The 11,003-nt window shown below is 63.8% G+C and carries 13 protein-coding genes; 2 read left to right on the top strand and 11 right to left on the bottom strand.

Annotated elements, in window-relative coordinates; all coding sequences use genetic code 11:
• Both Q0L94_RS14210 and Q0L94_RS14205 read right to left on the bottom strand, forming a co-directional pair.
• A partial coding sequence (locus tag Q0L94_RS14210) for a UvrD-helicase domain-containing protein (RefSeq protein WP_296754385.1) occupies nucleotides 1-1,547 on the bottom strand: 1,547 nt, incomplete at its 3' end.
• Nucleotides 1,544-1,936 (bottom strand): glutaredoxin, encoded by a 393-nt coding sequence (locus tag Q0L94_RS14205; RefSeq protein ID WP_296754382.1) that lies wholly within the window; start codon nucleotides 1,934-1,936, stop codon nucleotides 1,544-1,546. The genes Q0L94_RS14205 and Q0L94_RS14210, both read right to left, overlap by 4 nt.
• A gap of 82 nt (nucleotides 1,937-2,018) precedes the next feature.
• Between Q0L94_RS14205 and Q0L94_RS14200 the strand changes: the two genes are divergently transcribed.
• On the top strand, nucleotides 2,019-2,843 hold the full coding sequence (locus tag Q0L94_RS14200; RefSeq protein ID WP_296754379.1) for a symmetrical bis(5'-nucleosyl)-tetraphosphatase: 825 nt from the start codon (nucleotides 2,019-2,021) through the stop codon (nucleotides 2,841-2,843).
• Here the strand turns inward: Q0L94_RS14200 and Q0L94_RS14195 are convergent.
• The 8 genes from Q0L94_RS14195 to Q0L94_RS14160 all read right to left on the bottom strand — a co-directional run bounded on the left by Q0L94_RS14195 (nucleotide 2,776) and on the right by Q0L94_RS14160 (nucleotide 8,780).
• Nucleotides 2,776-3,624 (bottom strand): lysophospholipid acyltransferase family protein, encoded by an 849-nt coding sequence (locus Q0L94_RS14195; RefSeq protein WP_296754376.1) that lies wholly within the window; start codon nucleotides 3,622-3,624, stop codon nucleotides 2,776-2,778. The two genes, Q0L94_RS14200 and Q0L94_RS14195, sit on opposite strands and share 68 nt — an antisense overlap.
• A gap of 16 nt (nucleotides 3,625-3,640) precedes the next feature.
• Nucleotides 3,641-4,390, bottom strand: coding sequence for a GNAT family N-acyltransferase (locus tag Q0L94_RS14190; RefSeq protein ID WP_296754374.1), 750 nt, complete (start codon nucleotides 4,388-4,390; stop codon nucleotides 3,641-3,643).
• Nucleotides 4,391-4,499: 109 nt separating this feature from the next.
• Nucleotides 4,500-4,964: a glycine zipper 2TM domain-containing protein gene (locus Q0L94_RS14185; RefSeq protein ID WP_296754371.1), complete on the bottom strand. Its 465-nt coding sequence runs from the start codon at nucleotides 4,962-4,964 to the stop codon at nucleotides 4,500-4,502.
• A 135-nt stretch (nucleotides 4,965-5,099) separates the two neighbouring features.
• On the bottom strand, nucleotides 5,100-6,032 hold the full coding sequence (locus Q0L94_RS14180; RefSeq protein WP_296754369.1) for a carbohydrate kinase family protein: 933 nt from the start codon (nucleotides 6,030-6,032) through the stop codon (nucleotides 5,100-5,102).
• 76 nt (nucleotides 6,033-6,108) lie between these two features.
• On the bottom strand, nucleotides 6,109-6,243 hold the full coding sequence (locus Q0L94_RS14175; protein ID WP_296754366.1) for a hypothetical protein: 135 nt from the start codon (nucleotides 6,241-6,243) through the stop codon (nucleotides 6,109-6,111).
• 36 nt (nucleotides 6,244-6,279) lie between these two features.
• Nucleotides 6,280-7,074 (bottom strand): ferredoxin--NADP reductase, encoded by a 795-nt coding sequence (locus tag Q0L94_RS14170; RefSeq protein ID WP_296754363.1) that lies wholly within the window; start codon nucleotides 7,072-7,074, stop codon nucleotides 6,280-6,282.
• Between the two features lie 24 nt (nucleotides 7,075-7,098).
• Nucleotides 7,099-8,031, bottom strand: a complete 933-nt coding sequence (locus Q0L94_RS14165; RefSeq protein WP_296754360.1) for an FAD-binding protein — start codon at nucleotides 8,029-8,031, stop codon at nucleotides 7,099-7,101.
• Complete coding sequence (locus Q0L94_RS14160) at nucleotides 8,028-8,780, bottom strand: electron transfer flavoprotein subunit beta/FixA family protein (RefSeq protein ID WP_296754358.1); 753 nt, start codon at nucleotides 8,778-8,780, stop codon at nucleotides 8,028-8,030. Before Q0L94_RS14160 ends, Q0L94_RS14165 begins: the two co-directional genes overlap by 4 nt.
• 72 nt (nucleotides 8,781-8,852) lie before the next feature.
• Between Q0L94_RS14160 and Q0L94_RS14155 the strand changes: the two genes are divergently transcribed.
• Nucleotides 8,853-10,502, top strand: a complete 1,650-nt coding sequence (locus Q0L94_RS14155; RefSeq protein ID WP_296754355.1) for an electron transfer flavoprotein-ubiquinone oxidoreductase — start codon at nucleotides 8,853-8,855, stop codon at nucleotides 10,500-10,502.
• A gap of 185 nt (nucleotides 10,503-10,687) precedes the next feature.
• Here the strand turns inward: Q0L94_RS14155 and Q0L94_RS14150 are convergent.
• The coding region (locus tag Q0L94_RS14150; RefSeq protein WP_296754353.1) for a phosphatase PAP2 family protein at nucleotides 10,688-11,003 on the bottom strand (316 nt) is incomplete at its 5' end.

Below are 11,003 nucleotides of genomic sequence, written 5' to 3'. Positions count from 1 at the left end.
TTCTTGGCGATCCAGGCGGCGAACTCCAGCACGTTGTTCCACTTGCTCTGCGCCGCGCGCTGGTCGTCCTGGTCGAACAGGTAGACTTCGTAGTCGATGATCTTCAGCAGGTCGTTCAGCAGTTCGCCGGCCGGTTCGCGGACAACCCGTTCCTCGAAGCGGTTGATGAAGTTGCAGAACTCGACCAGCGGCGCCAACTGGCGCTCGCCGATCTGCGACGCGGCGGCGGCGGAGAACACCGCCTCGAACAGGCTCACGTGCAGGGTGGCGGCGACCTGGCCGAGCTTTTCCAGCGTCGCCGCGCCAATGCCGCGCTTCGGCGTGGTGACGGCGCGGATGAAGGCCGGGTCGTCGTCGCTGTTGGCAATCAGGCGCAGGTAGGCGATCACGTCCTTGATTTCGGCGCGGTCGAAGAACGACTGGCCGCCCGACAGCTGGTACGGCACTTTCTCGTTCCTCAGCGCCTGCTCGAACACGCGCGCCTGGTAGTTGCCGCGATACAGGATCGCGTAGTCGCGCCACTCGGTGCGGTGCTGGAATTTGTGCGACAGCAGGCGCATCACCACCGATTCGGCCTCGTGTTCGTCGTCCTTGGTGGGCATCACCTGGATCGCGTCGCCCACGCCGAGGTCGCTCCACAGGCGCTTCTCGAACAGCTTGGGGTTGTTGGCGATGAGGCTGTTGGCGGCCTTGAGGATGCGGATGGTCGAGCGGTAGTTCTGCTCCAGCTTGACCACGTGCAGATGCGGGTAGTCCTCGTTCAACTGCCGCAGATTGTCGGCCGAGGCGCCGCGCCAGCCGTAGATCGCCTGGTCGTCGTCGCCGACCGCGGTGAACGCCGCGCGCACGCCGGTGAGCTTCTGCAGCAGGCGGTACTGCGCGACGTTGGTGTCCTGGTATTCGTCGACCAGGATGTGGCGCAGGCGGTTCTGCCACTTTTCGCGCAATTCGGCGTGGGTGTCCAATAATTCAGCGGGAAGGCGGATGAGGTCGTCGAAATCGACCGCTTGGTAGGCGCGCAGCGTCGCGTCGTAGCGGTCGTAGATTTTCGCGTAGACGCGTGCATTGTCGTCCTCGGCGCTGGCGAGCGCGGCGGCGGGCGACTTCAGCTCGTTCTTCCACAGCGAGATGCGCGACACCGCGCGGCGGATTTCCTGCTTGTCGGTGGTCTTGATGATCTCCGAAACGATGCCGGCGGCGTCGGCGGAATCGAGGATGGAAAACGCCGGCTTCAGCTCGGCAAATTTCGCGTCCTCGCGCAGCATCCTGAGGCCCATGGAGTGAAAAGTGGTGACGATCAGGCCCTTGGTGTTGACGTTAGAGGTCAGCTTGGCAGCGCGCTCGGCCATCTCGCGCGCGGCCTTGTTGGTGAAGGTGATGGCGGCGATCGAACCCGGCTTGTAGCCGCATTCGCCGATCAGGTAGGCGATCTTGTGGGTGATGACGCGGGTCTTGCCCGAGCCGGCGCCCGCCAGCACCAGCAAGGGGCCGTCGAGATACTTCGCCGCTTCGCGCTGCGGCGGATTCAGGGCTGCAAGCAGGCTCATGCCGCGCCGAATTCGCGGTTCAGGTAGGCATTGATGTCGTCCGACACGTACAGCCAGGTCTGCCGGCCTGCGGCGTCGGCGATCAGCAGGCACGGCACCTGCAGCTTGCCGCCGCCTGCGATCAGGGCGGAACGGTGCGCGGCGTCGTTTCTGGCGTCGCGCAGCTCGATATCGAGCGACAGCCGCCGTATCGCGCGCCGGGTCTTGATGCAGAACGGGCAGGTGGGGTAGTGGTACAAAGCCAGGTTTTGCGTCCTGGCATCGATGGCGTGCTGGGCCACTGCCGGACGCACGACGCCCTTGGGGCGGGTGAGCCAGTCGCCCAGCAGCAGAAACGGGCCGAGGATGGCGCGCAGGGTTTTGAAAAACAGGCGGATCAGGGGTTTCATGGCGCAGGCGTCACAAGAGGTTCAGGCGGGAGCGCTATGATGCGGGTCAACACAGCGTACAAACATTCAAAGCGTATTTTATATGTCCACCTATGCCATTGGCGATCCTCAGGGATGCCAAACTTCCCTTTTGCGTTTGCTCGATGAAGTGAAATTCGACCCGGCAGCCGACCGGCTGTGGCTGGTCGGCGACCTGGTCAACCGCGGGCCGGATTCGCTGGCGGTGTTGCGCTTCGTCAAAAGCCTGGGAAGCGCAGCCATCAGCGTGCTCGGCAATCACGATTTGCACCTGCTGGCGCTGGCCGAAGGCTACGGCCGCGCGCACAAGGGCGACACGCTCGATGCGGTTCTGGCGGCGCCCGACCGCGACGAGCTGCTGGCCTGGTTGCGCCAGCGCAAACTGGCCTGGCGCGAAGGCGATTTTCTGATGGTGCATGCGGGCGTGCTGCCGGGCTGGACGGTGGACGACACGATGCAGTGGGCGGCCGAAGCCGAGGCCGCGCTGCAGGGCGCGCATTACCGCGATTTTTTCGCGCAGATGTACGGCAACGCGCCGGTGGCCTGGGATGAGGATTTGCAGGGCATCGAGCGGCTGCGGGTGATCGTCAACGCCTTCACCCGGCTGCGCTACTGCACGCCGGCGGGCGAGATGGAATTCCACCACAAGGGGGCGCCCGGCACGCAGCCGGCCGGCTGGCTGCCGTGGTTCGAGGTGCCGGGGCGGCAGAGCGCGGCGGCGACGCTGGTCTTCGGCCACTGGTCGACGCTCGGGCTGGTCAACCGGCCCGGCCTGATCGCGCTGGATACCGGCTGCCTGTGGGGCGGCAAGCTGACCGCAGTCAGGCTGGAGGACCGCCAGGCATTTGCGGTGCAGTGCCCGCGGATGCAGCGCCCCGGCCATCCGTAAGCTGAGCGTCCACCGCCGCTGCGCTTGCGGGGGCCACGCCCAGAAGCCGGGCGGTGGCCGCTTCCGCCTGCGCGGCCAGCTCGCGCCGGTGGCCGTTCGGCGGGATCGGCTCGCCGAACTGAAGCTCGGCGATGAGGCCGGGTTCGCCGACGATCCGTTGCAGGCTTTGCCACATGCTGATGTTGTCGATATACGCGGGCGCGGCGCTGTAGTCGTTGTCCAGCGTGCGGTAACGCAGGGCGGCCGGCACGATCGGGCAGTTCAGCTCGACCGCCGGCTGCAGCAGCGACGGCATGAAGCGCCGCAGCCCGCGCCCGTCGCCGGTGGTGCCTTCGGGGAACACCGCCACCCAGGCGCCGCCCTGCATCAGCGCGCGCATTTCGCTGTTGATGCGCGCGGTGTCGGCGCGGCGGCCGCGTTCGATGAACAGGGTGCCGGTCTTGTGCGCCAGCCAGCCCGCCACCGGCCATGAGCGCACCTCGGCCTTGGAGACGAAGTGCACCCGCTGGGCAGCGTAGATCAGGTAAATGTCCAGCCACGAGACGTGGTTGCATACCAGCAGCGCACCGCCTGGCAGGCTGGGGGCGGCAGTCGTGCGTACCTGCACGCCCAGCACGCCGAGCAGACGCCGCGACCAGGCCATGATGCGGCGGTCGCGTTGCGCCGGGCCGAGCAGCGGAAACAGCAGCCCGGCCAGCGCCACGCCCCAGATCAGATGCAGCCCCAGCCGGCCGATGCGGATGGCGCGGCGAAGAGTAGGAGGGAGGCGGGCAAGACTCACCCGTGCATTGTAAGACTCAAACGATGAGGCGGCGGGCATAACTGCGGTTGAGCTGCGCCATCGGCAGCAGCATCAGCAGATCGGCGGTGTTGAAGTCGGGGTCCCAGGCCGGCTCCCCGCAGACCATCGCGCCGAGCCGGGTGTAGCCCTTGATCAGCGGCGGCAGCGCGGCATCCCGGCCATCGTCGAGCGATTCGACCGGCAGGCGCGTGCGCGGGGTGACGCGCCACTCGATCGGCGCGAGATGGCGTGCGGCCAGTTGGCGATACACGCTCGCCGCGATATGGCCGCCGTCGGCCATGCCGACGCTGGCGCAGCCGACGATGGTTTCATAACCGTAGCGCGTCATGTAATCGGCCAGTCCCATCCACAGACGGGCGATCACGCTGCCGCTGCGATGCGCCGGGTGCACGCACGAACGCCCCAGCTCGGCCATGCGCGGCCGCAGGAAGCCCAGCCGGGTGAGGTCGAATTCCTGTTCGGAGTAATAGCTGCCGACGCGCTGGGCGGCTTCGGGCGGCAGGATGCGATAGGTGCCGACGACTTCGCCGCCGGCGAGTTCGCGCACCAGCAGGTGGTCGCAGAACGGGTCGTACAGATCGATATCGTGTCCCGGCAGGGCGGACGACAGATGCGCGCCCATTTCCTCGGCAAATACCTTGTAGCGCAGGCGCTGCGCTTCGCGGATCTCGTTGTCGTCGACTGCCAGCGAAACGTGGTAGCGGCCGGCGGGGGTGGCTTGAAGAGTGGTGCGGACATCGAGCATGAGGCGCTCCCGTTGACGGAATGCGCCCAGCTTAGAGAGCCGCCGTTAATCCGGCGTGACGTTCAGGTTGCGAAACGATGACCGGCAAGCCCGCCACGCCGGCTGTGCGTCAATGCGACACGCGCGTCGTTCCTCCGCCCGACAGCACGCGCACGCGGTCGCCGACCCGAAACACCTCGTCCGCCGCCTGGGTGATGGCGATCAGCCGTCCGGAATCGAGCTTGACGGTGATTTCCACGCCTTTCTGGCGGGTCACCGCCTCTTCCGTGGCCGCGCCGCCCAGACCGCCCAGCACCGCGCCGACCGTCGCGCCAACGATGCTGCCCTTGCCGCTGCCGACCGTGCTCCCCGCCACGCCGCCGACCACCGCGCCGGCGCCCGCGCCTATCGGCGTCTTGGTGCCTTCGACGCTCACTTCGCGCACCGACTCCACCACGCCCATCTGCACTTCCTGCACGGTGCGGGCCTGCGCGCGGCTGTAATCCTTGCCGCCGGTGCCGGCGGCACAGCCGCCGAGCACGGCAATGGCCGCAGCAAGCAGGACAGAGGCTGCGATTCGGGATGGTTTTTGCATGACGACTTCTCCGCTGTTGAATGTAGTTCCATTGTAGGCGAAGCGGGTGCCGCGGGATTCCCGCTGCCGCGGCGTACCGCTGCGAGGCCGCCATGCCGGCCAGCCAGAGCGGCGGCCAGGCACGTTGGACGCCGCCTAGAGCGTCTTGCCGAACGCGGTCTGGAGCCGTTCGGCAATCTCCGCGCGCGCGGGTTTGTGGTTCTGTCCGCCACGTTGCTCGATCTTGATCGAACCCATGACGCTTGCCAGCTGGCCGGTGGTTTCCCAGTCCCAGCCATGGGCGATGCCGTAGAGCAGGCCGGCGCGGAAGGCGTCGCCGCAGCCGGTGGGGTCGACCACCGCGCGGGCCGGGACCACGGGGATGTCGATGCGCCGGCCGTCGGCATAAAAATGCGCGCCGGCTTCGCCGCGCGTCACGACCAGGCATTTCACCTTGGCGGCCAGGGCGTCGAGCGGCAATCCGGTGCGCGCCTGCAGCAGTTCGGCTTCGTAATCGTTGAGCGTCACGTAATCGGCGCGCTCGACCATCTCCAGCAGTTCGCCGCCGGAAAACAGCGGCATGCCCTGACCGGGGTCGAACACGAACGGAATCTCCGCTGCGTGAAACTGACGGCAGTGGTTCAGCATGCCGTCGCGGCCATCGGGCGAGACGATGCCGAGCCCGATATCGCGCGTTTTCGACGCATCGTTTTCATGCGCGAAATTCATCGCGCCGGGATGGAACGCGGTGATCTGATTGTCGGCCAGATCGGTGGTGATGAAGGCCTGCGCGGTATAGCTGCCCGCCATGTGGCGGATGGCTTCGCGCGAAATGCCCAGTGCGTCGAGGCGATCCGCATACACGCCGAAATCGTCGCCGACGGTTGCCATGATCACCGGCTCGCTGCCCAGCAGCTTCAGGTTGTAGGCGATGTTTCCGGCACAGCCGCCGAACTCGCGCCGCATCTCGGGCACCAGAAACGACACGTTCAGCATGTGGATCTTGTCGGGCAGGATGTGGTGCTTGAAGTGATCCTGGAACACCATGATGGAATCGAAGGCGAGGGAACCGCAGATGAGGGTACGCATGATGGTTGGGGGTTCGCGTGGCGCTGTGGGTTGAAAACGACAGCCGGGATTATACGCAGGCCGGCCCCGCCGGGTTTCACGCAAGATTCACGCGGCCGACCGTGCAGGCGCGCGCGCCGACGAAGCGCGCGCCTGCACGGTCGGTGCGATGAGTCATCTGTGGGTCGACATCGTTGCGCACGAACACCTGGGGTGGAATGTGCCGATGCATGACGCATGCCGCCCCGGAATGGGCGATTTGGCGTCCCTACTTTTCCACGAAAGCGCGTTCGATCACGTAGGCACCAGGTTCACCGCTGCGCGGCGATATTTTCAAACCATATCGGTCGAGCATGAGCATGGTGTCTTTCAGCATTTGCGGGCTGCCGCAAACCATGGCGCGGTCTTTCTCGGGGTCCAATGGCGGCAAGCCAATGTCAGTGAAGAGTTTGCCGCTACCGATCAGATCGGTCAGGCGGCCCTGATTGCGGAAGGGCTCACGCGTGACGGTAGGGTAATAAATCAATTTCTCGCGTACCTGATCGCCGAAAAATTCGTTTTGCGGGAGTTCCTTGGTAATGAAGTCGGCATAGGCCAGTTCGCTGACCTGGCGAACGCCATGGACCAGCACCACCTTTTCAAAAAGTTCGTAAACTTCCGGATCCTGAATCAGGCTGATGAATGGCGCCATTCCGGTGCCGCTGGAAAGCAGGTAGAGGTTACGGCCGGGCAGCAAATCCCGTACAACCAGTGTGCCAGTGGGTTTGCGGGAAATCAGCACCTCGTCGCCCACCTTCAGGTGTTGCAGGCGCGAGGTCAGCGGGCCGTCCTGCACCTTGATGCTGAAGAACTCCAGGTGCTCTTCGTAATTGGGGCTGGCAATGCTGTATGCGCGCATCAGCGGTTTCCCGTCAACCATCAGGCCGATCATCACAAACTGGCCATTTTCAAAGCGCAAGCCGGGGTCGCGTGTGGTTGTGAAACTGAACAAGGTGTCGTTCCAGTGATGCACGCTCAGGACGCGTGCGGTTGTGGTGTTGCTTGAGGGTTTTTCAGAAGACATGACGGGCTCGGTGGGTTTTTGTGTTCAGGGAAGGGCTGCGGTCAGGGCGGGAACGGCTTCGAACAGGTCGGCTACCAGACCATAATCCGCCATCTGGAAAATAGCGGCGTCGGGGTCGTGATTGATGGCAACGACGATCTTGCTGTCTTGCATGCCCGCTGTGTGTTGCACCGCGCCGGATATGCCGACCGCGATATAAAGCTCGGGTGCAACCACCGTGCCGGTTTGTCCTATCTGGATATCGTTGGGCGCAAATCCGGCATCCACTGCGGAACGGGTGGCCCCCAGTGCGCCATGAAGCTTGTCCGCCAGCGGTGCCAGCACCGATTCAAAGTTTTCTGCACTGCCCAACGAACGCCCGCCTGAAACCACAACGCTCGCTGAACCCAGTTCGGGTCGATCGGACTGGTTGCGTATTTCACTCAGCCAGCGTGTCTTGGCTGAGGCAGGCGGCGGCGCGAGCTTGACGATTTCAGCGTTATTGCCGGTAGCGGCCATCTCAAACCGGCTGGCGCGCAGCGTGACGACCTGAATCGGGTCATTGCTGCGCACGGTCGCAAAGACATTGCCGACGTAGATGGGCCGCACATAGGTTGCCGGCGCCTGTATCTCGACGACATTGCCAACCATTTCCACATCCAGAAGCGCCGCCGCGCGCGGCAATGCATTCCTGCCCAGGGCGCTATGCGCGGCCAGAATCACCGAATATTCGCGGCCCATGCCCGCAACGATGTTGGCGACATCTTCGGCGAGCGGGTGTTGCAGATGCGGCGCCTCGACGCACATCACGCTGGCCACGCCGGCGATGGCCGCAGCGCCCCGGGCTGCGGCAGCGAGGTCGTTGCCGACCAGCAACACATGCACAGTCTGGTTCCAGCATTGCGCCGCACTGACCAGCTGGGCAACCGCAGGCTTCAGCTTCTCATTTTCATGTTCCGCCAGAATCAGAACGCTCATGGCAACACCCTCGCTTCAGCGCGTAATTTCTCGACCAGTTCCTGCACGTTGTCGACCATGACACATGCTCTCCGGGCAGGGGGGTCGGCAACGTTGACCAGGGCCAGCCGCGGCGATACATCAATCCCGAATTCCGACGCGCTGTGGGTCTGGATCGGTTTTTTCTTGGCCATCATCAGATTGGGAAGTTTCACGTAGCGCGGTTCATTGAGCCGCAGGTCGGCAGTCAATACGGCGGGCAAGGCCACCGCAATCTTTTCGGTTCCACCTTCTATTTCGCGGGTGACCACGGCTTCGCCATTTTCTATCTCCAGTGCGGAAATGAATGTGCCTTGCCCATAGTCCAGCAGACCGGCCAGCATCTGGCCGGTCTGGCAGGTATCGTCATCGATCGACTGCTTGCCGAGAAGCACCAGGCCGGGTTGCTCGCGTTCAACCAGGACCTTGAGCAACCGGGCTACCCCCAAAGGCTGCACTGCCTCGCTGCTCTCCAGCAGAATGGCCCGGTCCGCACCCATGGCCAGCGCATGCCGCAATACATCCTGCGCCGCTGCCGGGCCAACCGTTACCGCGACAACCTCGGTCGCCACGCCGCTTTCCTTGAGGCGCATGGCTGCTTCCATGGCATTTTCATCAAACGGATTGATGCTCATGCGGGCACCGGCCAACTCCACATCGGAGCCATCAGGCTTGATATGCACCTTGATGTTGTGATCGACCACCCTTTTTACGGCCACCAATAGCTTCATCTATCCCCCATACGGCACATATCGATGGCATATTATAATGTCGCGAATTGTTAATGTAGCGGTGCGCCTGATATGTCGCGGGATGTCATGTCGTATGACGTGTTGATTGTCGGTGCGGGTCCGGCCGGGCTTGCGGCGGCGTTGCGCCTGAAACAGTGTGCACAGAAAGCCGGGCAGGAGATCAGTGTCTGCGTGCTGGAGAAGGGCGCACAGCTTGGGGCGCATATCCTTTCCGGCGCGGTGATCGATCCCGTTTCATTGAATGAGTTGCTGCCTGACTGGGACGCGCTGGGCGCACCGCTGACCACGCCCGTAAGCAAAGACGAATTCGTCGTGCTGGGTGAACAGGGCAGCTGGCGCATACCGGTCGCTTTATTGCCGCCATTGATGGCCAATCATGGGGCTTACATCATCAGCCTGGGCGAGTTTTGCCAATGGCTGGGGAGCCAGGCAGAAGCGGCAGGCGTGGAAATTTATGCGGGTTACGCCGCACAGGAAATCCTGTACGGCGAGCAGGGCGAGGTTGCTGGAATCGTAACCGGCGACATGGGGCGCACCGCAAACGGCGAGGAAGGCCCGCAATTCGCGCCGGGCATCGAAATTCAGGCCCGTTATACGCTCATCGCCGAAGGCGTACGCGGCTCGCTTACCCGCGACCTGGAGCAGCGGTTTCAACTCCGCCAGAACGCGTCGCCGCAAAAGTACGGCCTCGGAATCAAGGAGGTCTGGCGGGTTGCGGCGGAGAAGCATCGGCCCGGGCTGGTGCAACACAGTTTTGGCTGGCCGCTTGCCTCGGATACCGGGGGCGGCTCATTCATTTACCATTATGGCGACGGCTTGGTGTCGATCGGCTTCGTGGTTCACCTCGATTACGCCAACCCCCACCTGTCGCCCTTCGACGAGTTTCAGCGATTCAAAACACATCCGGCCATTCGCCCGCTGCTTGAAGGCGGCAAGCGTCTATCCTATGGCGCACGCGCCATCACCGAAGGCGGCCTGCAATCCTGGCCCGAACTGGTGTTTCCTGGCGGGGCGCTGATCGGATGCAGTGCCGGGATGGTCAATGTGCCGCGCATCAAGGGCATTCACAATGCGATGAAATCCGGGATGCTGGCAGCCGAAGCCGTGATGGCTGCCCTGGCCGCAAATCGCAGCCATGATCGTCTCGGCGAATATCCGGCCGCACTGCGCGACTCGAGGGTCTGGCGCGACTTGCACGCCGTGCGCAACGTCAAGCCGATGCTATCCCGTTTCGGAACTATCCTCGGCACGCTGTTTGGCGGGGTTGAAATGTGGCTGGCCGCAGCCGGGCTGCGATTGCCCTGGACACTGCGCCATCGGCAGGCCGATCACGAGTGCACGCGTCCTGCAGCGGAAATGCCGACGATCGACTATCCCAATCCGGATGGAAAAATCAGCTTCGACAGGCTGAGCTCCGTCGCGCTCAGCAATATCACCCATGATCGCGATCAGCCCTGCCACTTGCACCTGCTCGACAAAACAGAAGCCGTTTCCATCAGCATAGAAAAATTCGACGCGCCGGAACAACGTTACTGCCCTGCCGGGGTTTACGAAATCGTGGTCACGGATGAAAAGCGCCGTCTGCAAATCAATGCGCAAAATTGCATTCACTGCAAAACCTGCGACATCAAGGATGCACTGCAAAACATTGTGTGGAAACCACCGGAAGGCGGCAGCGGGCCAGTGTATTCCGCGATGTAGCGGGATACGGCGGTTTCCAAACGTCTGCTTTGCTGAAGCAGACGGACTATCGCAGAGCCCTCCTGGCCGACTGAAATTGGCCGGCTGCCGCCACTAAACACCCAATTGCCCCAACACCGGAGGCGCGATCTTCGCCCTGCATCTGAACCGGCGAGGAAGCGGTTTTCTGCCGAGACTTCCGGGATTCAAGGCGCCAGCGTCAGCGCAGCGATCATTCCGCCCAGCAGCGCGCCGACCACCACATCGCTCACATAGTGCAGCCCCAGCACCAAGCGCGACAGCGCGACCAGCGCGGTGAACGGCCACACCAGCCATCCCAGCGCCGGGTAATACGCGGTGGCGACGAGGCTGAACACCACCGCGTGCAGGGTGTGGCCGGAAGGAAAGCTGAAACGGTCGAGCGGCGCGCTCAGGCAGCAGATCGACGGGCAGGCCTGATACGGCCGCGGGCGTTCGGTGGCGCCTTTCAGCCATTTGTAGAGCAGCGTGCCGGCGAGGCCG

The sequence above is a fragment of the Thiobacillus sp. genome (assembly GCF_024708915.1).
This window is presented reverse-complemented; position numbering and strand designations above follow the sequence as displayed.